Annotated in this window: 24 protein-coding genes and 1 pseudogene; 5 read left to right on the top strand and 20 right to left on the bottom strand. The window is 60.4% G+C overall.

Annotated elements, in window-relative coordinates; all coding sequences use genetic code 11:
* The first annotated feature begins 270 nt into the window (after positions 1-270).
* Complete coding sequence (locus C3Y91_RS38400) at positions 271-1,032, top strand: Ig-like domain-containing protein (RefSeq protein WP_130664283.1); 762 nt, start codon at positions 271-273, stop codon at positions 1,030-1,032.
* Positions 1,033-1,123: 91 nt separating this feature from the next.
* On the opposite strand, the gene C3Y91_RS12955 is transcribed toward C3Y91_RS38400, so the two are convergent.
* The 6 genes from C3Y91_RS12955 to C3Y91_RS12930 are packed head-to-tail and all read right to left on the bottom strand — an operon-like array spanning position 1,124 to position 4,460.
* The gene (locus tag C3Y91_RS12955; protein ID WP_168575403.1) at positions 1,124-1,552 is read right to left on the bottom strand and encodes a DUF1515 domain-containing protein; all 429 of its coding nucleotides are present in this window, start codon (positions 1,550-1,552) and stop codon (positions 1,124-1,126) included.
* A 16-nt stretch (positions 1,553-1,568) separates the two neighbouring features.
* Positions 1,569-3,176 (bottom strand): hypothetical protein, encoded by a 1,608-nt coding sequence (locus C3Y91_RS12950; RefSeq protein WP_168575402.1) that lies wholly within the window; start codon positions 3,174-3,176, stop codon positions 1,569-1,571.
* The gene (locus tag C3Y91_RS12945; RefSeq protein WP_026170649.1) at positions 3,173-3,385 is read right to left on the bottom strand and encodes a hypothetical protein; all 213 of its coding nucleotides are present in this window, start codon (positions 3,383-3,385) and stop codon (positions 3,173-3,175) included. The genes C3Y91_RS12950 and C3Y91_RS12945 overlap by 4 nt, the downstream gene beginning before the upstream one ends.
* A gap of 19 nt (positions 3,386-3,404) precedes the next feature.
* Positions 3,405-3,767: a hypothetical protein gene (locus C3Y91_RS12940; protein WP_027689699.1), complete on the bottom strand. Its 363-nt coding sequence runs from the start codon at positions 3,765-3,767 to the stop codon at positions 3,405-3,407.
* Positions 3,767-4,231 (bottom strand): lysozyme, encoded by a 465-nt coding sequence (locus C3Y91_RS12935; protein WP_130681361.1) that lies wholly within the window; start codon positions 4,229-4,231, stop codon positions 3,767-3,769. Before C3Y91_RS12935 ends, C3Y91_RS12940 begins: the two co-directional genes overlap by 1 nt.
* A complete protein-coding gene (locus tag C3Y91_RS12930) occupies positions 4,206-4,460 on the bottom strand; it encodes a DUF7940 domain-containing protein (protein WP_024322739.1) in 255 nt (84 codons plus the stop codon). Before C3Y91_RS12930 ends, C3Y91_RS12935 begins: the two co-directional genes overlap by 26 nt.
* 247 nt (positions 4,461-4,707) lie before the next feature.
* Between C3Y91_RS12930 and C3Y91_RS12925 the strand changes: the two genes are divergently transcribed.
* Together C3Y91_RS12925 and C3Y91_RS12920 are read left to right on the top strand one after the other, a co-directional pair.
* A complete protein-coding gene (locus C3Y91_RS12925) occupies positions 4,708-5,244 on the top strand; it encodes a hypothetical protein (protein ID WP_018068827.1) in 537 nt (178 codons plus the stop codon).
* A 127-nt stretch (positions 5,245-5,371) separates the two neighbouring features.
* Positions 5,372-6,055 carry a methyltransferase family protein gene (locus C3Y91_RS12920; RefSeq protein WP_171481036.1) on the top strand — a complete coding sequence of 228 codons (684 nt, stop codon included), beginning with the start codon at positions 5,372-5,374 and terminating at the stop codon, positions 6,053-6,055.
* Between the two features lie 151 nt (positions 6,056-6,206).
* Here the strand turns inward: C3Y91_RS12920 and C3Y91_RS12915 are convergent.
* From C3Y91_RS12915 to C3Y91_RS12905, 3 genes and pseudogenes are all read right to left on the bottom strand, one after another.
* A pseudogene (locus tag C3Y91_RS12915) lies at positions 6,207-6,275 on the bottom strand (lysozyme); the annotation flags it as partial.
* Positions 6,250-6,504: a DUF7940 domain-containing protein gene (locus C3Y91_RS12910; RefSeq protein WP_018068829.1), complete on the bottom strand. Its 255-nt coding sequence runs from the start codon at positions 6,502-6,504 to the stop codon at positions 6,250-6,252. The pseudogene C3Y91_RS12915 and the gene C3Y91_RS12910, both read right to left, overlap by 26 nt.
* A gap of 301 nt (positions 6,505-6,805) precedes the next feature.
* A complete protein-coding gene (locus tag C3Y91_RS12905; protein WP_027689695.1) occupies positions 6,806-7,363 on the bottom strand; it encodes an acyltransferase in 558 nt (185 codons plus the stop codon).
* Positions 7,364-7,655: 292 nt separating this feature from the next.
* Here C3Y91_RS12905 and C3Y91_RS12900 point away from each other — a divergent pair, with 292 nt between their 5' ends.
* Complete coding sequence (locus C3Y91_RS12900; RefSeq protein WP_042941435.1) at positions 7,656-8,618, top strand: acyltransferase family protein; 963 nt, start codon at positions 7,656-7,658, stop codon at positions 8,616-8,618.
* A 75-nt stretch (positions 8,619-8,693) separates the two neighbouring features.
* On the opposite strand, the gene C3Y91_RS12895 is transcribed toward C3Y91_RS12900, so the two are convergent.
* Positions 8,694-10,049, bottom strand: coding sequence for a hypothetical protein (locus C3Y91_RS12895; RefSeq protein WP_130689528.1), 1,356 nt, complete (start codon positions 10,047-10,049; stop codon positions 8,694-8,696).
* Positions 10,050-10,173: 124 nt separating this feature from the next.
* Here C3Y91_RS12895 and C3Y91_RS12890 point away from each other — a divergent pair, with 124 nt between their 5' ends.
* Positions 10,174-10,458 (top strand): hypothetical protein, encoded by a 285-nt coding sequence (locus C3Y91_RS12890; protein WP_226307174.1) that lies wholly within the window; start codon positions 10,174-10,176, stop codon positions 10,456-10,458.
* A gap of 328 nt (positions 10,459-10,786) precedes the next feature.
* Here C3Y91_RS12890 and C3Y91_RS12885 read toward each other — a convergent pair whose 3' ends face one another.
* The 10 genes from C3Y91_RS12885 to C3Y91_RS12840 form a co-directional block, all read right to left on the bottom strand.
* Positions 10,787-11,005 carry a hypothetical protein gene (locus C3Y91_RS12885; RefSeq protein ID WP_163857477.1) on the bottom strand — a complete coding sequence of 73 codons (219 nt, stop codon included), beginning with the start codon at positions 11,003-11,005 and terminating at the stop codon, positions 10,787-10,789.
* Positions 10,996-12,414: a hypothetical protein gene (locus tag C3Y91_RS12880; protein WP_130689527.1), complete on the bottom strand. Its 1,419-nt coding sequence runs from the start codon at positions 12,412-12,414 to the stop codon at positions 10,996-10,998. Before C3Y91_RS12880 ends, C3Y91_RS12885 begins: the two co-directional genes overlap by 10 nt.
* Positions 12,414-12,908 carry a hypothetical protein gene (locus C3Y91_RS37885; protein WP_226307172.1) on the bottom strand — a complete coding sequence of 165 codons (495 nt, stop codon included), beginning with the start codon at positions 12,906-12,908 and terminating at the stop codon, positions 12,414-12,416. The genes C3Y91_RS12880 and C3Y91_RS37885 overlap by 1 nt, the downstream gene beginning before the upstream one ends.
* Positions 12,908-13,912 carry a tail fiber domain-containing protein gene (locus tag C3Y91_RS12870; protein WP_130770280.1) on the bottom strand — a complete coding sequence of 335 codons (1,005 nt, stop codon included), beginning with the start codon at positions 13,910-13,912 and terminating at the stop codon, positions 12,908-12,910. The genes C3Y91_RS37885 and C3Y91_RS12870 overlap by 1 nt, the downstream gene beginning before the upstream one ends.
* Positions 13,878-14,294 (bottom strand): GNAT family N-acetyltransferase, encoded by a 417-nt coding sequence (locus C3Y91_RS12865; RefSeq protein WP_130770279.1) that lies wholly within the window; start codon positions 14,292-14,294, stop codon positions 13,878-13,880. Before C3Y91_RS12865 ends, C3Y91_RS12870 begins: the two co-directional genes overlap by 35 nt.
* Positions 14,291-16,114 (bottom strand): hypothetical protein, encoded by a 1,824-nt coding sequence (locus C3Y91_RS12860; protein WP_130770278.1) that lies wholly within the window; start codon positions 16,112-16,114, stop codon positions 14,291-14,293. The genes C3Y91_RS12865 and C3Y91_RS12860 overlap by 4 nt, the downstream gene beginning before the upstream one ends.
* Positions 16,111-16,818, bottom strand: a complete 708-nt coding sequence (locus tag C3Y91_RS12855) for a hypothetical protein (protein WP_168575401.1) — start codon at positions 16,816-16,818, stop codon at positions 16,111-16,113. The genes C3Y91_RS12860 and C3Y91_RS12855 overlap by 4 nt, the downstream gene beginning before the upstream one ends.
* Before the next feature lie 16 nt (positions 16,819-16,834).
* Positions 16,835-17,407: a hypothetical protein gene (locus C3Y91_RS12850; protein ID WP_027689689.1), complete on the bottom strand. Its 573-nt coding sequence runs from the start codon at positions 17,405-17,407 to the stop codon at positions 16,835-16,837.
* Between the two features lie 306 nt (positions 17,408-17,713).
* Positions 17,714-18,499 (bottom strand): hypothetical protein, encoded by a 786-nt coding sequence (locus C3Y91_RS12845; RefSeq protein WP_018068847.1) that lies wholly within the window; start codon positions 18,497-18,499, stop codon positions 17,714-17,716.
* Between the two features lie 22 nt (positions 18,500-18,521).
* Complete coding sequence (locus C3Y91_RS12840; RefSeq protein WP_131707305.1) at positions 18,522-19,496, bottom strand: phage major capsid protein; 975 nt, start codon at positions 19,494-19,496, stop codon at positions 18,522-18,524.
* Positions 19,497-19,507 lie beyond the last annotated feature (11 nt).

Raw genomic sequence — 19,507 nt, 5'->3', positions numbered from 1 at the left:
CCGTTTTGTTCGTTAGTGATGCCTAAAATTTAGGATTTTACTGCGCCCATTTGGAGCGAGAAGAGAAGCACCGATCTGCCGCGCGCGCCCGGCGGAAGGCGACGTGTGCGTGAAAGAGATCACCAACGAAAGTTCTGCCTTCCTGAACGTCGCCCTCGATCCCCTGATCGAAAAACCCGGCCTTCGCCTGATGGGGTGGTGTGTCCAAGTAGATTGCGGACAATGCTCTTATTTGCGATCTTGACGGGTACGATTCACCGGGGGAAACCGATGGCTGCCAGCATTAAACCCATAGCGACCGACGACTATCTCAGCTTCTACGAGAGCGATGCGATTTCAGGAAACATTCTCGAAAATGACGAAGCTGGCGCCAACGGCCACAAGTTTCTGCGTTTCTTCGATGATGAAAACGTCTTGGCCAAAAAGCCGGACCAGATCAACGATATCGTAGGAGACTACGGGGTCTTCCACCTGAAGGCCGACGGCTCTTACACCTACTCACTCAATGACGATGCGCGCTTGTTGCTGTTCGCCGGCAAAACCTTCACCGAAAACGTCTCCTACAAAATATCTGACGGTGCCGGAAATACCGACGTGGGGAAGCTCAATCTGGAGATCAAAGGCGACCCATTGGCGCCGAACCAAGTGCTCCTTGATTTCGACGATCTACCACTGGGATTATCCGGAACCTTTACTTATCACGGGCTGCTATTCATCGGCGCGACGGTGGTACAAGCAGAGGATGGCGGGAAGGAGATATTCTTCAACGGCGGCGGTATCTCAGCATCAGGTAATGCTACGCTCGTAGAGTACGATTTTCATGACGGCGACGGGCTGAGCACGACTATACCAGTCGTCGACGGTGCACCCACACCAACAATCCCTTGGGATTATCAGGAGCCCTTCGTCGGACACATAGAGGCAAATGCGGGCAATTTCCAGGAGATGAACTTCGTTCCAAATTTCGCCGGTACCGCCTACGCCTACCTCGATAACATCATCCTGCAATACGACAGCGGAGTAATCGGTTAGCGGGTGCATTTCCCCGCGAGCCTATTGGCGAAACCCCGCGCGGAGATGTTTAACTCGGAAGATAGTCGCTCCATCAGCGACCACGATCCCGTCAATTGATCTTCAACCAATGCCGCAGCGCCGCTACCGCGCCGTCGCTCGCATAGGCGATCATCCCCCCAATCGTCAGTCCGGCGAAGGCGATAAGCCCCGATATTCCGTAACCGATCGTTTTCATCCGCTTCCACTCTTCAAGCGCCGGCCCGACCGCGTCATGGTTCTTCTCGACGGTCTCCTTGAGGGTTTTGATTTCCTCGCGGATCTGCGCGTGCGCGCCGCCGCTGATCGCCATCCTGGTGTCGAGATGGGCAATCTGCCTGGCCTGCTCGTCGAGCCGCTTGTGGATCACGGCGCGGCTGTCATGGGCCCTCACCTTTTCGTCGCTGACCTCCTTGCGCAGAAGCGCGACGTTGTCCTCGATGCCCGTCAGTCTTCCCTCGACGCGCCCGAGAGCGCGGAGAATATCGTCATTCGATGTCATCTCTCTCAGTGCTCGCCTAGGGGTAAAATTTCAGCTTTTCGGATTGCGGCAAGCGGCTGACAAATCGCAAGATCCCTTGCAGCGTCGGATGGACATAAGACGAGACATCGAGGTTCATGCCGTGGGCCAGCAGCGCGGCATTGTCCTGGACGTTGGTGGCAAATATCTCCTGAACCTTATAGTCAGCCGTCCCGTCGCCATTGTCGATGCGGCCATAGGTGTTTCTCGACGTCCATTGACCAGGCTGATATTCGAACATGATGCGGGTGCCGTCCGGCACTGAAGCCGGCAGCTTGATCGTGTCCCACGTCGTCACGCCGTCCTGATTTCCAGGATGCCCGACGACGTTTCCGAGCGGAAACATTTCAGCGGCCGGCGACTTCGTCGGATCGATGTCCGTCGTGAAGGCAAGCAGCTGATCGATGACCTTGGCGTAACGAGAACTCGCCTTGATGGTGTTGTTCACCGTCGCCAAGGTGGTTGTCCATAAGGCGGGAACGGTATAGCCCGCGACCGTCCGGCCGCTGTCCGACGAAGGGGTCATGGTCGGAATTATGGTGACGCCGACGACATGGATGCCCGCCCCATAGCGCGTCTTGACGCGGTCGACCAAGCCGAGCTTGGCGTTCGACCATGTGCTTGCCGTGGCGCTGTTATCGTTGCGGCCGGACTGGTCGAGAACGAACGTCCAGATATTCTTGCCGCCGTTGTATGTGTCCCGGATCGCGTCGATCATGGCCCAGCGCTTGGTTGCCGACGTCGCCAGTTCCTGCACCGACTTCGAGCCGGGGACGCCCATGACGAGGGGTATGATACTGCCCCATAGCGGATCTCGTGCATCAAGCCAGCGCAGCCACATGCCCATGTTGCGCCTGGCATCGGCCGTGGCGGCAATCTCCTGGCGCTCGATGAGGCTATCGGACAGGACCATCGGAACCGGCCGGCCGTCCCACCCCTTGGCCAGAACCATTGCAGGGCCATAGGCAAGAGGCTGCGAGTTGCTCTCATTGCCGACCGTATTATAGAACGTGTCGCGGGCTGGCGTGCTCGCCGCGTTCGCCAGGGCCAGCGCCCGAATCGACGTCAGATCGGTGGCGGCCCAATATTTTTCGCCCCGATGGCGCTGGCAGCGATAGCCGCCAATATAGGTCTGCCCGATCGTACCGTGCCACACCGTTCGGATGCCGAAGACAGACCAGGTCGGCAGGGCGCTTGGCAGCGTCACCTGCCCGTAGACAATGCCGGTCGACGCCGTGACGGTCGCGGCCGCGTTGCCGCCGAAGAGCACCGGGTATTCCGTGCCATCCGGGTGAATGAAGAACACCTCATCGATCGCAATATCGGCATTCGGCAAGATCGTCTCCTGCGGCGCAAGGTTGCCCTCCGTGCAGCCGAAACCCACAAAGGGAATCAGGAAATCGTTGGTTTCGTAATCAGGTGAGCCGAAGAACAGCTTTGAACATTGATAGTTCAGGTCGGCCGCGTAAGTTTGCGTGAAACCCGCCGGCCAACGGGTGCCGGTGGCGGCCGGCATATAGCGGCTGGCATCCGGCACCCATGGCGGGGGCGCAAGGTCAGCTCCGCCCATCGGGTTCGTCAGGGCAAGCGAGATGGCATTCATCATCGGCGTGTTCCATATCTGCTGGTGAGGTCGTCGTAGAATTGAATGGTGCGCCCCTGGCGGGCGTTGGCACGGTCGAGCGCCTGGCGCTCGCGGGCAAGGATGGCGATGACAGGCTCGCCCTCGACGACAGGCGTATGCGCTTCCTGGCGGCGGAGATCATCCGGCAGCGGCGGCAGAGCGACGCCCGCCGCCGCCTGCCCTGTCGTCACCGCCGCCTTGTTCAAGCGCTCAGTGGCGGAGCAGCCACTGACGATCAGCAGCAGTGACAGCGCAAGCGCGGTTCTTTTCCGAAAGCTGAAGCTCATAAGATTGGATCTCGATTTCGAGTGTGTCTTTGGCGGCCTGCTCGGCGGCCTCGGCGGCCGCGAGACGCTTGCGGTGCTCTTCGCCGGCCTTAGCCGCCGCGTTGCGCTGGCGCTCCATCTCGGCAGCCTGGGCCTCGGCTGCGGTCTTTTCGGCAACGAGGATATAGCCGGCGCGCGCCTGCCTTGCCGCCGAGGGATAGCCGATCGAGACGGCATAGAGGTGATAAAGCATCAGGCCGGCGGCGATGCCGGCGCCCATCTTGAGCGTGTCGAGGATGGAGAACATCAGACGCCCTCGAGGCAGAATTGGCGCTCTTTCTGCCGGCGCCGCGTCAGGCCGGGAAAGACGATGCCGGCGGCGCGATTCCACTTCAAAAGCGCCTCGCAGCCTTCGGCCGCCCTGCCCTGGTTGATGAGCCTGACCGCGCTCGAGCCACAGGCCGCCTTGACGCCGACATTATAGGCAAAGGAGGTCAGCGCCACGAAGCGCGCATCCGGCAGGGGCACGCGCACGCAGCTTTCGATGCCGCTCGCATAGGTCTTAAGCTCCAGCGCCAGGAGCGCCCTGCACTGCTCCACCGTCTTGCGGTCCCCCGGCTTCACGCCATTGGTGCTGCCATAACAGATCGTCCACGGCTTCCCTTGCGTCGCCGGATCGGGATAGGCATTCTGGCGCAGCCCCTCGAACGATCCGACGAGCGCCACGGCCATGGCCGCGGCGGCACTACCCTTCTGCAGGCGGTTTGCCATTCAGATCTCCTGAGATTTGCTGCTGAACGAAGATGCGGGCGATGATCGCTGCCGCAGCGAAGAGCCCCGATGCCGTGGACATGGCGAGCTGTATGTAGAGGTTGCCGGACACCCAGCTGGCAGCGACGACGTTGGTGACGGGCTCAACGACGATGAAGAGCAGCCCCAGCGCCACGAGGCGCACCGACCAGGCGCGCCTCAGCACGGCGCGCCAGTTATGGACGAGCATGGAACGTCTCCGATGTTTGGAGGGGTTAAGCCGTGATCAGGTTCCGAAGGCGACGAAGAGCAATAGCCGCAGCGGCGTGCCGTCGATGTTCATGAAATCGCCTCGTTGAGGTGGATAAGTTTTGTGGAAGGTTGCAAATCTCCGCAGCCGGAGTCATTCATGCGGCGCTGGTCAAGCGGTAAGCCCTGCTAAAGCATTTGCGAATATTCTGCCCAGAACCACGAGGCCTGCCGAAGGAGGAAAGCGAATGCGTGTCTTCGTTCTGACTTTTGTTCGTCTCGGACCTGCTTTGGTCTATGCCATCGGTGCGGTATTTGCCGCCAGCATGCTACTGCTGGCCATGTATCCATCACGCCCGTTTGCTTGGGCGCTGTACCTGACGATGCTGCCGGTGTTGCGCTTACCTCTTATGTTACTTAGCGCGGCGGGGATGGGGGCGTGGGAACTTCTCATTGCGTTTGCGTCAATGGCGATTTTCGGCGTCTATCTTGCTTTTCATCCGAAACGGTTTCTTAGGGCACGCTTCGTTCATGCCCATGTTGCGCTGCTTGGGCTGGTGCTTGCCAATGCCGCTGCAAGCACAGCAGAAGCAGGTCGCAGTGGGGCGTCACTCCCCGCCGGTTATATCGACTGGTCACTGCCGTTGCCTACAGCGCTGCTCGGAACCGCGTTGATCGTCGTGGCCGCCCTCGCCTGCCTTTTCACTCACGCCGAGATCATCCGCCGCATCCGCATCCGGGCCAGAATTGATCGGCTGCTGGCGCATCGCGTGTCGTTGCATTGACAGACGCCGACGGCGGCGCGTCGGTGTAAATCACATCCCCAATAGTTGGTATTCACCAATTTAGCCGGTTGCGATTGCCATTTTCCGCAACCGTGCGAAGATGCGTTCAAACAACGTGGGGGTACAAATGAGCAATCGACACTTGATTATTACAGATGTCACCGGCCGGATTGGTATCTGTTCCTATTCAATACTAGTTGTATGGACCAAGATTGCGCGGACGATGACGACCGGCGACTATCCGTCCCGGGGCGTCGTATTCCTAATAGCTGAGATCGCTGCGATCTTATTTATCGGCATGATGTGTGTCGTGACCTTAACGAGAATGCCCCAAGTACGGTCTGCGCGCGGCGTTGAACCATACCTGACGGCGATGGCAGGCACCTTCCTCTTCCTGCTGATCGCCTTCCTGCCTCCGCCAATGGTGTTGCCAGATACTGTGCGCCTTGCCGCAATGGTTTTGATGATCATTGGCTTCGTTTCATCGGCATATATGCTTGCGATCCTCGGCCGCAGTTTCAGCATAGCACCGGGTGCAAGAGCTCTGGTCACAACGGGGCCATATTCCATCGTCCGGCACCCGCTCTATCTGACCGAGGAGATATTCATTATCGGAATGATCCTATTCAGCTTTTCTCCGTGGACGGTACTTCTCGGAATCGTGCATTGGTGCCTGCAACTTCGCCGGATGAGTAACGAAGAGACGGTGCTCCGGGCGGCATTTCCAGACTACCGGTCATATGCCGAGCGCGTCCCCAAGGTGATTCCGTTTTTGCCCATGCGCGGCAAACGCGCCACGGCCACTGGATGATTTCCTCGCTAGGTTCCGGCCGAGAGGCGACAGCGCCAGAATGGAGATGATCAGCCGTCATGGCGGCAAAGGCCGGGGCGTCATCGGTCACACCATCCCCGATCGCTCCATAATCATCTGGGTTGTAAATCGTCATGGGTCTTTATCCTCTCTCGAACGATCCGACGAGCGCCACGGCCATGGCCGCGGCGGCACTACCCTTCTGCAGGCGGTTTGCCATCGAGGTCTCCTGAAATTTTCTGCTGGACGAAGATGCGGGCGATGATCGCCGCAACGGCGAGAAGCCCTGTCGCCACCGACATGGCGAGCTGGATGTAGAGGTTGCGGGACACCCAGGTGGCGGCGGCGAAGCTGTAGACGGGCTCGATGATGATGAGGAGCAGCGCCAGCGCCATCAGCCGCACCGACCAGGCACGCTTCAGCACCGCGCGCCAGTTATGGACGAGCATGGGGTGGGCTCCGGATTATGGATGTGGCGAGGCGCCCGGCTCCTGGGTGGAGACGGGGTGCGGGCTGAAATTTCAATGACGCTTGGTCGTGTCCGTCGAACGAAAAGAGACACTAAATGCCGTTGATTGCGAGTCTTGAACGAATGGCGGTCACCATCCACGAGGCCGGGCGCAAGGAGCCAAACCTAAAAACCGCGTGACGCGACTGTATGGATAAAACCTAGGCCGCGTATGTTGCTCACAAGACAAAGCGGGACGCGGTACGTCTCAAATTCGACCCCGCCTACAATCCGGATCCGGTTTAGGTGCGGTATTTGACGACTTTCGCCGGCGAGCCAACGGCGATCGCATAGTCGGGAATATCGGCCGTGACGACGGAATTTGCTCCGATCACGGCACCGGTCCCAATCGTGACGTTCATCAGTATTTTGGCACCCGCACCAATCCAGACATCATCACCAATTTCGACAAAGCCGATTTCGGCCTTCTGAAGCCTGATCGGTACGTCTCGCCTCATGCCGTGGCCGTGATCGATGATCTGGACATCGGAACCGATCAGCACATCATTGCCTATGGATATGCGATTTTTGGCAGTGATGATGTTGCGGCGCCCGATGACGGTGTTGTTTCCAATGAACACCTTCGGCTCGGGCATCGTGAGTTGGAAGAACGAATAGTCTTGGATCGTGACATTGCTGCCGACCTCAAGAACGGCGTGCTTCACCATCCGGAACTCGGCGCTGGGCTTGACGACTAGGTTCGAGCCGGCGCGGCTAAAGTAGCGAAATCGCTTGTAGGCGCTAACGAGACGCTGAAGAATTCCTCCGCGATTCCGGTACGACGCTTTATCGGCTGCCATGATTTCCTCCGAGTTCGGAGGTCATTAGCTCACGCCGTCAGTTATTGCCAGAGATCGCGTGTGCATATCCCCGCTAGAAGCTCGGGGGCGAGGTTGGTAAACGGGTTGCGTGGGTACCAGTTTGCGTGGGTCAGCCCAGCTTGAGCACCGTTGCCGCCAATTCCCTGAGGAGCAGCGACGGGGTCGCGATTCCAGGCAAATTCGATGTCGACTGCTAAATAAATATTAGTACCGATAGGTACGCTAATGGTTGCCTGTTGCTAAAGTTTTCGCTTCGCGGTTACTTCGCGAAATGCGATCAATTCCGAGTTCAAACAGAATCGAAGGCCTTGATACCGTCAGAGCAATTGCCGCTCTGTCTGTTGTATTCGCGCATTTGCTTGGCCCTTCAATGCCTGGTATTTCACGCTACATCTTCACGGGCCACCCTGCCGTCATCGCTTTCTTTGTGATCTCAGGATTTTGCATCCACTTCCCGTTCCGAGCGGCGGAATTGTCTACTGTAACCTTTCTGAAGAGGCGGTACGTCCGGATCATGATTCCAACCGCCGTGGCGCTCGTTCTCGCGCAGTGGGTCGGCATCCGCGCCTATAATCCGTTGGACGGCTATATCTTGTGGTCCGTGGTTTGCGAGGTCATTTACTATTCGCTCTACCCGCTGTTCCTTCCCATTTCGCGGAAAGTTGGGTGGCCGGCGATGATCGCCGTCTCCGTCATCGTCTCCTACGCCATCGTTATCGGTTTAGGCTCTGATGAATATGGCAGTGCGCAGAAATACGGGCCATCTTTGAACTGGCTCGTTTCCCTGCCCGCTTGGCTCATGGGTTGCTATCTGGCGCAGACATATCGACGCGGCGTGTTTGTTGGCAACGTCTGGCTTTGGAGGATCGCTACGGCAGCTACTGCATCCATCCTCTATTGGGCGACCATCAATACCCCTGCCGGCTTTTACCTGACGATGGTTCCCTTCGGGGTGCTGGCTTGTGGATGGATCATTTCGGAGACTTCGAACGCCGAGCGCGGCAACGCTGTTGCGGTTCTGGAGAAAGTGGGAGAGGCCTGTTTCTCCATTTACCTGATGCATGTCATTGCTGCGACAGTAATTGAGCGATTAGGAGTTGCCAGCCCGGTCCTTGTTTGTGCTGGCTCCCTTCTGATGATCGCCCCATTCTACTACTTCGTGGAAAAGCCCGCTCACGAACTTTCCCGGAGTATCGGAAGGCGATCGATCGCTAAGACGCTCAATTCACCGTAAGCTATAATTGCGCTGCGACTGCGAAAAAGTCGTCGATCTGTTTGCACTATCGCCCGGTCGGGAAGCAAAAAGGCATTATGCGCTCCTCCCGCACGGGAAATAGAAACCGTCGGCCCACACCCAGATATTGCCAACAGCTCCTGCGACCTGTCTGACTTGCTTGCTCGTGTTCGTCCAAACATCTTGGGTCCCTACGGCAAAGCCGCTTGCAACCTGGACGGCGCCTACGTTGCCACCATCGCCAGAGATGCCAGCAACAAGAATTCCCTGCGCCGGATCGTGGATCAGCACAGCATTGGTCGTCGCGGTCGATGTGAATTCAAACCGCAGCTTCGCCTTGACCTTCACCCCATTTGGCACTGTCAGCGCCAGGAGTGTCGAAGTCGTAGAGATAGCGGCGTTGATAGCGTCCCTCGCCGGCGTCACGAAGGTGTATTCGTCACGAGGATACAGGACAAACGGCCGAATGTTCGAGCTGGCATCGGTCAGCACGACGCCGATACATTTGACGATGGTAGAGCCGGTGAGCAGCGCCGTGTTGACTCCGGCGATCGTCGCAGAGGTCGACAGCACGATATCGAATGTCAAATCGTCATCCTTGCGTAGCGCATATGCGAAATAGGTTGCGTTCGCCGCGACCGAACCGGTGTCCAGACCACCGGCGCCGGTGCCGGCGGCGAATATCCCGTTCGTCCGCTTTGTGATCGACGACAGATTTGAGACGAAACTCGAGCCCAAACGAGCGGAGCCGGCGCTAAAATCGATATGAGTGTTCGGACTGCCGCTGTTGTTCGAAAGCGTGAGCCCGACGACGAAATCGCCTACAGCGGCGCTGTCGGCTTTGCTCGCTATCCTGGCGAAGAGTTTGTTGGTGAAGAAAGCGGCACCGGAACATATGATTTCGACGCTATAGCCATTTTTAATGACAAGCGTTGCCGCGCCGTCGATCGTCTCCGACCCGTTTGGATCGATCGTCACGTCCCCGCCATCGGCGATGACGCAATAGTGCCAGTTTGCGCCAAGCGTCGACGCTGCGGTCAGGGTGAGCGTCGCGGCCGCGGTAAAGCGATGAACCGCGTTGTCGTCGGATGCAAGCGCGGTGTAGTCGCCTGACTTGGCCGCATAGACCAGAGCCTGATCGAACGCGACGTCGACGCCGTTCTGCGTGAAGCCGAGCAGGCCACCGCCCTTCAGATAGAGGCCGGTCTGCGGGGTCGAGGCGAAGCCGAGGCCCGGGGCGGACACGGTTCCGCCTGCGGCCTTGAGGGGTGCTACCATCGGCGCCGAGCCGTCGCGCGGCAGCGAGTTGGTGATTTCGTTGCCGAGGTCGGTGGTCAGTGCGTTCCACGGCACGGGGTCGATGACCTGGCCGACGGAAGGTGTCGTTCCGGCGGGCTTGGAATAGACGCCGGTTGAGGGGTTTCTGGGCATTGACCTTCTCCAAAGAAAAAGGCCCCGCGAATTGCGAGGCCTCGAATCGTATAGTATCGGTTGCGGCATGCAGAGTGATCACGAGCCGAACCAACCGTCACACAGAGCGATCAAGATCGTCGCGATGCTCATCGCCGTCGTGACGTTTGCCTCATGGTCCCCGCTCAGGACAGGCCCCGCCAGGTGGGTGGTTGATCAGTTTCCGATCGAGTTGACCTTGTTTCTCGCCGGCGCTTTGACGGCAGGGCCGGCCTGTTTTTTTATATGGAAGCAGGCGCGGGCTAATTGCGAGGGACTTTATTTCAACGGCACCACCTGCCTGCCCGGCGCCACCCTCGGCCTGATGATCACGCTGGCAACATTGCTGCTGGTCGCCATCCGGATCCAGATCGTCCTTGATAACCGCTGACATCATGTACCCCTCAGGCCCGCAAGCTTCCAGGAAGGATTTTTAATGAGGAAATTCATATCCATGACACTAGGGGCGATGATGGCCATTGGCGGAGCATCAGCGGCCGGTTACATGTTCCTGTACGCCGGCCAACCCGTCAAATTGATCATCTGGGCCATACCGATAAGCGTGATGGCACTAGGGGTTGCCATATTGTGGGAAGATCTGCGGGGATAGCTCACCAGCCACCACCGCTATTTTTGCTGCTGCCGAGCAAGCAACAGCGCGCGTACGAGTGCAGCCGCTTTCTCGGCGCCCGGTACCGCAAGCTGTTCGCGGAGATGGTTCATCGTCCCCCGCGGGTCTCGAAAATCCCGGCCTCGGGGGCGATGACCTGGCCGACAGAGGGTGTCGTTCCGGCAGCGCGCTTGGTTTGATGGCCACGCTCGCAACATTGCTGCTGGTTGCCATACCGATCCAGATCGGCCTTGAGAACCGCTGACAGCGTGTATCCCTCAACTCGCAAGCTTCCAGAAGGATTTTTAACGCGGAAGTTCATATCCATGGGTCACCGCCATCTTGCTTCTGTCGAGAAAGCAATAGAGCCCGTATGAGTGCCTCCGCCATCGGTTGGCGGACGACTTCCTTGGGGGCGGCATTCAGCGTGGCCTGATAAAGCGGAGAACGTTGCCGAACCATTCGATCAACGGAAGACAGCGCCCGCGATGTCAGAATGTTGGACAGTTCCTTGCTGCCTTGGCCCAAGACTGTCGGGACCAATGCCCCCACAGCCGCGCCGCTGGCGGCGGCGCCGGCGCCACCGGTGCTGCTCGCCGCCGCTCCAGCGGCGCCGCCCGCTGCCGTGCTCAGCATCCGAGCGAGACCACTTCCGCCCTCCAAAAATTTTCCTATGCGGCGCGTGACGTTTTGGGCCGCGCTTCCCCCGGCAATAGTTTTGAGCGCTTCTATTTCCTCGGGAGAAAAACGGAATATCTCCTTGTCCTGAAGAAGGGTTGAGGCGGCGCGTTGACGAATCACATCTACAGTATTTGTAGCGGAAGTGTTTGGTACAGCGCGGAAATCTGGGGATCTGTCGATACCGTTCACAATATCGGAACGCTTTGCGGCTGCGAAATTACCACTTGCTGCCTTGAGCGCGTCGGCTGCGTCAGTCGCCTTTCCAGCCACGACGGTCGCCGGATCGCCGGCACCAATGAACTCGTCCAACTCTCGAATAACGCGGGACGCAGCAGCTTGATCGTTCGGTTCTTTGACGTATTGGACTATTTTTCCGAACGTCTTGCGGGCTGAGTCTAACCCCTCGATGCTCGCCAAGCTGTTTTCCGGAGGGTTAAAGAGTTTTGCGAGAATCTTGTGAGTCTTTCCGGCGAGCTCTGGGTCAAAACCTTCTTTCTCGAGCTTCGATTGAACTGCCTCTGCCATTGTTTTAACGGCATCGGAGGAGTAATCAACACCACTGTTTCGCATCGCCTCGAAATTGCGTTCTGCCTCGGCATAAAGAGCGTTGCTAGATGGCGGCTCTACGCTATTTGGCCTTCGCAGGCTCTTGCTCAATCCTGGGACTAGCCCCTCTCCTGCGCGGAGCCCCGGCGATGCCGGGATGAAAGTCGACGCAAACTCCAACGAACGACCAATCGCCTCTGGGCTTATTCTGCCATCTGGGCCATTCATCTGCACTTTGCCGCTGTAGACGTCACCCGGAAGCATGACGGAGCGTTTTAGCGCTCCCAGAATGCCGGCGTCGCTATCGAAATATCTGTTCCCGTCGGCGTCCCGGCTGATTGGCCAAAGCTGTCCGATATGACTCTTATCTACAGGTGGAGGGAGGCTATCTACAGGCGGGGGGAGGCGCCGCGATAACTCGTCAACTAGAAAATTCTGGTCGTCCGGAGAGAGGCTCAAAAAGCTGTCGTCGACCGTTAACTGCTGACCATTAACCAAGATTGTCGCCATTACTGTTCAATGCTCCATGTGGTGCCGTTCGATGTTTTGCGCATGGTTGAAGGCGTTGTGGTTCCAGCAAGAGCGATAGGGGCTGCCCGCTGTCTCGGAGCGACCGAGGCGGCGACCGGCGGAGTTAGCGCGTTCGGTTGTGCAGATGTTCCAAAATCGGGAACGACATCGGTCGGGTTGAGCTCGTCGCGCTCAACGATATCTCGATATTGTGTAGTGTTCGCGTTGAATGCTTCGTCGGGCGAAACCGCAGACGAGGTGGTAGACGCGTTCTTCGATGCGGCGAGACCTTCAGCCGCACCTGCACGTTTCTCCTGCTGCCTGATCGCCAGGCCGCCCATCAGCGCCTGCGCCAGCCGCGCCGCCCCTTGCCACGGGGATTGCACCGGGCTCGTGTCCATGCCCTGCTGCAGCATGGCGTAGGCCAGCCGCTTGCGCTGGTCGCTGATGTTGCCCTGTGTCTTGCCGGTATCGCCGCCGAAGATGAATCCCATCAGCCTACTGCCCTTTCGTAAGAGACGCGGTCGAAGCCGTCGGCGTGTTCGGACACGGCGTCCGGATGGATTTCTCTGACATCGTCGGACATCAGGCCGATCTGCGTCGGGCCGCCGTCCTTGTAGCGGAAGGCGTAGACCGGCAGGCCATTGTCCAGCGTGCCGACGCGTTTGATGTCTTCCTTCAGCCGCCGGTCGGATTTCGCCCAGCCGCCCAGCAGCGAGCCGCCGAGGCCGAACAGGCCGCCCATGGCGGCGTTCGACTGGGCGAGCTGCTGATTGTAGAGACCCATCTTCTGATTGAAATTCTCGTTGATCAGCCCAGCCTGGTCGACGGTCGGCAGTTGCGTCGTCGGCGTGTTGACATAGCTCGGCTGGTGGACCTGCGAGCCCGACATCAGCGCCGAAATCTCGTTCAGCGGCTGGTTTCGCTCGGTCAGGATCGAGTTCTGGGCATTCGAATACATGTCGCCGAGATACTGGTCGGAGGCGGCCTGCTTGCGCGTCGAAAAATCGCGTAGAGCATTGTCATAGGCGGCAGAACCCATCGAGATGCCCTTGTCGGCGAGGCTCTGGTCGAGGCTTGCCTGATCGCGGTCCCACTGGTTGTTGAAGCCGGACTGCCAGTGATCGTTGACATATTTGTCGACATTGCCGGCTCTGAGATCGACATTGGTGCCCAGCACGCCCGAAATCTTGCCGGTCTGGTCGTTGGCGAGCCTGGCAAGGCCGAGCTGCGTCTGCTGCGTCTGGTCGTAGATCGCCTGGTTCTCGGGCGAATAGGTCTGATAGGCCGAATAGGTCGGCAGCTGGTAGGTCTTGCCGTTCTGGTCGGTCATCGTCTGGTAGCCGCTGACCTTGTATTCCAGCGAGCCATCCGGCGTGTACTGGTTGGTGTGGCTGAGCCCCGCATTGGCGATGGCGGTGTCGACGTTGGTGGCCGTCTGCGCCGCTGCGGTCTGTGTCGGATCAGGCGCCTTTGGGGCCTTCGGCGTGGAGACCATAGGGAAAATCCTCTTTCATGATTGCGTAAAGCAGCGCGTCGCAGTCGCCGAAATAGGCCTGCTGGCGGCCTTCCCGCCGGGCGCCCAATCTTGCCAGAATCTTCTGGGATTCGGCATTGTCGGCGCGGGTTCTTGCGGTTGCGCGGCAGCAGCCGAGTTGGTGCACGACATAGCGGAAGACCGATCGCATCAGCGTCAGCGTCAGCCGGTCGGCGGCCAGCGAAACCTCGACGTCATGCTCGGTCCAGACGTTGAAGACGAAGCCGGCGATGATCCGGCCGCGGTCGATATGGGCGAGCGTGGTGTAAGGCGGGTGGAAGCTCACGCCGATCCTGTTGCCGACCCAGGCCGCGATCTGCTCGCGCGGTTCGGAGACGATCAAATCGGTGCGCCTTTCTCGTAAAGCACGGAGCCGCCGACCACGGCCGCTTCCGAGACGGAGCCGGACGAGCCGGAGATCAGCGCGCGGATCGTCGGCGCCAAGGCCGAACCCGCACCGCCGGCGGAGGCGAATTTGCGGACAAGCGAAATGCCCGGAAATTTCGACACGCCCCAGACCGCCGTTCCCCACTTCGCCGCCGTATTGTTCTCGATCGACGACAAAAGCGCGTTGGGAATCTTGGTCTGGTAGTCCACCGAGATCCCCGCATACATCAGCGTGGAAACCCCGATCTGCGCCGTCACCCCGATCAGCTTCGAGAGCTTGGTCGAGAGGCCGTCGCCATAGCGGCTCCATGCGCCGACCATCAGCGCGTCGATCGCCACGCCATTGTCGTTGGCGCCGACTTCGGCCTCATAAACCGTGCCGTCGCCCGCGCCGAAGAACAGCCGGTCCTGCCATGTCGTCCAGCAGGAGGCGGGCATGCCGACGAAGCGGCACCAGGCCCCGGTTTCGGTGTTCATCACATATTGATAGGGGCCGAAGGAGGACGGCAGGTTGACGATCGCCATCTGCCGCGCCGGAAAGCTCGAAAGCTGCCACTCCTCAGAGGTCGTGCCGGTCGCCGCAACGGTCTCGCGCCAGGTCGGGCCGATCTTGGCGGTGATCGCCCCGAGGCTGGTGGCGCCGCGATCGAGCTGCACGGCCTTGGTGATCGGCACGATGCCGTCCGTCGTCATGATCGCCAGATCAGCGCCGACCGACAGCAGGCATCGATCGGTGCCGAGCGGCCGGCCGAGCTTGAAGGTGCCAATCAGGCCCCAATTGGCAGCACTCGAGGGATCGGAGCCCTGGAAGACGATCACCTCGCCTTCCGAGGAAATCAGCACCAGGCACTGCTGCAGGCCTGTGGAAACGGGGATGGTCCAGACGTTGATCGCAATCAGCGTGCCGCCATATTTCATATTACCGCCGACCGGCAGAACCGTCGCCGTGCCGCTGACGGCATCGGTGGCGAGATACCAGACATTGGTCGAATTCTTCTCGATGAACCACAGGCGCGAGCGATAGGCGGTGACGGCGATCAGCAGAGAGGCGTCCGGAATGCCCGATATCATCGTCGAGGGAACGTAAGGGGTGGCGACCGCGCCCTTTTCGAGCTGCGCATTGCTGACCGTTCCCGAGACGGTGACGACAAGCGTGCCGGCCGCCGGCGTGAAGGTCAGCGACACCCGGTTGGCGACGCCTGTGCCGCTCAGCGAGCCGGTGAAGGCGCCGGAAAGGGCGACGGAGCCGGTGCCGAAGAAGCTCAGCGTATAGGCCGTGTTCCGGACGGCGACGTTCTGGGTGGCGAGCGTGGCCGTGCCGACCAGAAAATTATTCGTCCAGGCGGTGCCGTTGAAGAGCAGCGGCGTGTCGAGGCCATTGACGAGGCGCAGGAACTCCTGGCCGGCCGGATTGGTATATTGCTGCACCGACCAATGGGCGCTTGCCATGCCGGAGACGACGGGCGCACCGACGGCACCGCCCGCCGTCACGTCGAAGATCTTGTCGCCGGCGGCGGCAAAGAGCCGGTTGCCGACGCCGGAATAGGGAATGACCGTCTGCACGTCGGCGCCAAGCCCGGTGGCGAAGGCGAGGAAGCCATAACGGGCGCGCACCCGGTTGGCCTCGGGAAAGAAGTTGTCGAGCTGAAAGGCCGCATCGGCGGGCATATCCGCCATCTCGACATCGGTTCGCCAGCCGCCGATCGGTGCGATCCAGTCTTTGCTTGGCGAAACGCGGCCGGTGCGCCCGTTTTGAGGGACAGGTCTGCGGGTCATGGGTTGGACACCGTGATCGTGCCGGGCCAGTAATTCTCAGGCGCCTGCCCCCTCGCCGGCAGCGAGAGGTCGACCGGGCTTGCCGCCCGATCGGCGCCGATCGCGGCTTCCTTGGATCGCTCGAAACTGGCGATCTCCTCGCCATAGTCGAGGCCCTTGGCCCGCTTCCAGCGCCAGATCAGCGAAAGTTCGAGGAGGTCTTCGAGGAAGCGGGCGGTGTCGGTGTCGCCAGCCCAATTGGCGGCATAGGTCGCCTCGCCATTCAGCGCCACCCAGAAGCCGGAAATATACGCGTAAGCCATCGTTTCGCCGGCAGCGTTCGGGTGGATGTCGAGCTTGCCGCCGGCCATGCGCCAGATCTGCGGCACCGGGTTGGAGTTGAGGATGCTGTTGCGCTGCCAGGTCTGCGGCTCCACCGGGCCATTCATCTGCCAGAGGCGCGAGGCGTTCCAGATCTTCGAATTGGCGGCGAAGCGGTCCCAGTCAGCGGGCGGCTCGGCCGGTTCGGGGTTGGCGCCCGTCGTTGCGAATTGCCGCTGCACCATCAGCGTTGACCAGTCATGCTCGCGCATCAGGTCGCGGCCGGCGCGGGTGGAGAGGATGCGCAGCTGCATGATCTGCGGATCCGCCGAGGACATGACGGCCGTCGGCGGATCGAGGTCGATTTCCGCGCAGACATTCTGAATGATGGTCAAGAGCGACATGCGCGGGATCTCCTCTTCAGGCGGCGACGCGGCCGCGGGACTTGGCCCCGGCTTGACGTTCGTTTTCGAGCGCCTCGAAGCGCGAGGCCATCTCCTTCATCTGCTCCTGCAGGCGTGTCACCTCGTCCTTCAGCCGCTCGTTCTCGGCGGCAAAGGCCGAGGCAGCACTCGAGTTTTCAGCGGTTGCCAGATAGGCCCGAGCGGCGGCGACGAGTTCGTTCGCCCCCATGCCGATCTTCTGCTTGACGGTGTCGGAGAGTGCTGCAAGCTGCTCGACGGTGTAGATATTGACCGCCTCCAGCTCCTTGATCTGGCTGGGTTTCAGATAGGGCCATTGCGCCAGCGGCGTGCCGGTCAGCTGCTCGCGGGCGGCGGCCCCTTCCTTGAAACGCTTATAGGCTTGGGAAAAACGCTGTTTGTCGTTGTCGGTCACCTCGCGATAGACTTCGGTGTGCTTGTCGCCGGAGATGAAGATGCGGACGAATTCCTTGTCGGCGAAGATCGGCCGGCCTTCCTTCTCCGTCAGAAAGGTCTGCTCGACCGGTTCGAGGCTGAAGGAGGCATAAATTCCGGTGTTGCTGTCGGGCATGGTGTTTGTCTCGCTGTTGATGGCGGGGGAAAGGAAGCGGGCGCCGAAGCGCCGGCTTGATGTCGGCTGGCTGCCCCTCACCCTAGCCCTCTCCCCGTTCTGACGGGGAGAGGGGACGTGCCCCGCGATAGGCCTGAGGGGAACAGAGAGGTCGCGGCATATCCCCTTCGCCCCGTTTACGGGGGTCCGAAGGACGGGTCGAGACGCGTGGCTCGACCCCGGTTGGTGGCGGCAGCCGGATGAGGGGCAGGCCGCGTATGGATAGGTCGACGAAACGGGCGCCGAAGTGCCCGTCGACGTCTTGGTTTAGTTCACCTTCGACAGGAACGGACGCATCAGCGTTGCCTCGAGCACACCCGTCGCCGTGATGGTGATGCCGGTGCCATTGGCGGTGGCGTTGGCCGACAGCGTGATGCTCTGGACGACGCCGTTCGGGCTGTAGGTGATGCCGGCGATGGTGGTTCCGCCTGATATGCCGGTGCCGGAGACAGCCGCACCGATGAACGGGCCGGAACCGGCGTTGAGGCCGGAAAGGCTCGTCAGCAGGTTGGAGCCGTTGACCGTGGTTGCGGTAAAGGTCTGGTTGGCCGCCGCAAAGTTGACGTTGGCGATGGCCTTGGTGGTTGCCGTGGCGGATGCCGGGGCGCTCGCCTGACCTGCGGTGGCGGTGGTTTCGGCAACGACGAGGGCCGCCGTTGCGGTTGCCACCTGCGACGGCGCCTGGCCATTGCGCTGCAGCCAGATGTAATAGGTGCCTGGTGCAAGCGTGATGGCACCGACCGGCCCGCCGGTCAGGGTCGGAGGCTGGGCGGCACCGGAAAAGACGCCGCAGCGCTGGCCGACGACGGCGGCCGCCGTGGTCAGCAGCGAAGCGACATAATCCCTGGTCCACTGGAACCACTGGCCGGGCTGAAGGGTCGTCTGCGAGGCCAGCACAAGCTGGCAATAAACCCATTCGGATTCGCGGTCTCCGCCGGCGACGGCGCCGAGGGAGAAGTTCGGGCCCGGAATACCGGAGCCGGAAACGATCGGGCCTTCGACGACGAACGGGTTCGCGCCAAGACGATCGGACTGGATTGAAGCGACCGACATTTGCTTTTCCTTTCGTTGACGATCAGGCGAACAACACGCCCTGCAGAAAGGCGTTGTTCATGGTGAGGTTGCCGGCGAAGCCCATGAGCTGCACGAAGGCATCCTGGTTGGTGTTCATGCGCTCGTCGCCGATCGGAGCCATGTCGCGGTCGCGGTGCGGGCGATAGAACAGGTACTTAGTGTTCAGGAAGAACATCTGGTTGAGAGGCGCACCGCCGCCGAAGCCGCCGTCGAAGATCACGTCGGCGCCCATGTATTGCAGCGACTGGAAGCCGGTCATGCCCTTGTCCGCCGAGGTGATGCGCTGGATCGCCTGCAGCGATTCCCAGTAGAGGCGGAAGAAGTTGTTGTCGGCGACGACCAGATCAGGCGCGTCGGAGCCGCGAACGCAGGACATGTAGAGCCGGTTCATATAGCTCTGGATGTTGGCATTCGAGGCGGCGGCACCGCCATCGGCCGAGGCCGAGAACTTCTGGTTGCGCCAGAAACCCCAGGTGGCGCGCGAGATGCCGCCGACGGTGCCCGAGGTCGGCGAGGTCGAGACCAGCAGCTGCAGGCCGCCGATCTGACGCCCGCCATCGGCCGTGCCATCGGAATAGCAGTCGAGCGCGATGTTGTTCTTCAGCGTGGTTTCGGCGTTCTCGATGCGCTGCTCGAGCAGATCGAGGATCGCATCCTCGCCGGAGTTCTGCAGCTGTTCGAGACCCGACATCGAGACGGCGACCGCGGCCTGCTTGAGGTCGTATTCGGCAGCGGTAATGACGTCGGAGGGCTGCACATTGAGGATATCGTAGCCGGAATAGCGCTTGAAGCTGCCGTTTTCCTGGTACTGCAGTTCCTGAACGATGGTGCGGCCGCCGGAGATGGGCTTCTTGCGGCCGCGGCTGTTCAGACGAGTGAGAAGACCGTTGTTCTTCGTCACGTCGTCGGCGACCGTGCCGCTGCGGTTGCGCAGCGTCGTGGTCACGATTTCAGAGAGGTTGGGCGAGATGGGCATTGATCATTCCT

It is taken from the genome of Rhizobium ruizarguesonis (assembly GCF_012349115.1).
Lineage (GTDB): Bacteria > Pseudomonadota > Alphaproteobacteria > Rhizobiales > Rhizobiaceae > Rhizobium > Rhizobium ruizarguesonis.
Note: the sequence above shows the minus strand (reverse complement) of the source record. Positions and strands in the feature narration are given on the sequence as shown.

Bases quoted from the DNA above. Each gene is read 5' to 3' on its own strand.
- C3Y91_RS12920 (WP_171481036.1), top strand. From the start codon at position 5,372: ATGAGCAATCGACACTTGATTATTACAGATGTCACCGGCCGGATTGGT.
- C3Y91_RS12860 (WP_130770278.1), bottom strand. From the start codon at position 16,114: ATGACCCGCAGACCTGTCCCTCAAAACGGGCGCACCGGCCGCGTTTCG.
- C3Y91_RS12840 (WP_131707305.1), bottom strand. From the start codon at position 19,496: ATGCCCATCTCGCCCAACCTCTCTGAAATCGTGACCACGACGCTGCGC.
- C3Y91_RS38400 (WP_130664283.1), top strand. From the start codon at position 271: ATGGCTGCCAGCATTAAACCCATAGCGACCGACGACTATCTCAGCTTC.
- C3Y91_RS12910 (WP_018068829.1), bottom strand. From the start codon at position 6,504: ATGCTCGTCCATAACTGGCGCGCGGTGCTGAAGCGTGCCTGGTCGGTG.
- C3Y91_RS12850 (WP_027689689.1), bottom strand. From the start codon at position 17,407: ATGCCCGACAGCAACACCGGAATTTATGCCTCCTTCAGCCTCGAACCG.
- C3Y91_RS12895 (WP_130689528.1), bottom strand. From the start codon at position 10,049: ATGCCCAGAAACCCCTCAACCGGCGTCTATTCCAAGCCCGCCGGAACG.
- C3Y91_RS12955 (WP_168575403.1), bottom strand. From the start codon at position 1,552: ATGACATCGAATGACGATATTCTCCGCGCTCTCGGGCGCGTCGAGGGA.
- C3Y91_RS37885 (WP_226307172.1), bottom strand. From the start codon at position 12,908: ATGGGATTCATCTTCGGCGGCGATACCGGCAAGACACAGGGCAACATC.
- C3Y91_RS12950 (WP_168575402.1), bottom strand. From the start codon at position 3,176: ATGATGAATGCCATCTCGCTTGCCCTGACGAACCCGATGGGCGGAGCT.
- C3Y91_RS12905 (WP_027689695.1), bottom strand. From the start codon at position 7,363: ATGGCAGCCGATAAAGCGTCGTACCGGAATCGCGGAGGAATTCTTCAG.
- C3Y91_RS12880 (WP_130689527.1), bottom strand. From the start codon at position 12,414: ATGGCGACAATCTTGGTTAATGGTCAGCAGTTAACGGTCGACGACAGC.
- C3Y91_RS12855 (WP_168575401.1), bottom strand. From the start codon at position 16,818: ATGTCGCTCTTGACCATCATTCAGAATGTCTGCGCGGAAATCGACCTC.
- C3Y91_RS12900 (WP_042941435.1), top strand. From the start codon at position 7,656: ATGCGATCAATTCCGAGTTCAAACAGAATCGAAGGCCTTGATACCGTC.
- C3Y91_RS12890 (WP_226307174.1), top strand. From the start codon at position 10,174: ATGCTCATCGCCGTCGTGACGTTTGCCTCATGGTCCCCGCTCAGGACA.
- C3Y91_RS12925 (WP_018068827.1), top strand. From the start codon at position 4,708: ATGCGTGTCTTCGTTCTGACTTTTGTTCGTCTCGGACCTGCTTTGGTC.
- C3Y91_RS12930 (WP_024322739.1), bottom strand. From the start codon at position 4,460: ATGCTCGTCCATAACTGGCGCGCCGTGCTGAGGCGCGCCTGGTCGGTG.
- C3Y91_RS12845 (WP_018068847.1), bottom strand. From the start codon at position 18,499: ATGTCGGTCGCTTCAATCCAGTCCGATCGTCTTGGCGCGAACCCGTTC.
- C3Y91_RS12885 (WP_163857477.1), bottom strand. From the start codon at position 11,005: ATGGATATGAACTTCCGCGTTAAAAATCCTTCTGGAAGCTTGCGAGTT.
- C3Y91_RS12935 (WP_130681361.1), bottom strand. From the start codon at position 4,231: ATGGCAAACCGCCTGCAGAAGGGTAGTGCCGCCGCGGCCATGGCCGTG.
- C3Y91_RS12870 (WP_130770280.1), bottom strand. From the start codon at position 13,912: ATGGTCTCCACGCCGAAGGCCCCAAAGGCGCCTGATCCGACACAGACC.
- C3Y91_RS12940 (WP_027689699.1), bottom strand. From the start codon at position 3,767: ATGTTCTCCATCCTCGACACGCTCAAGATGGGCGCCGGCATCGCCGCC.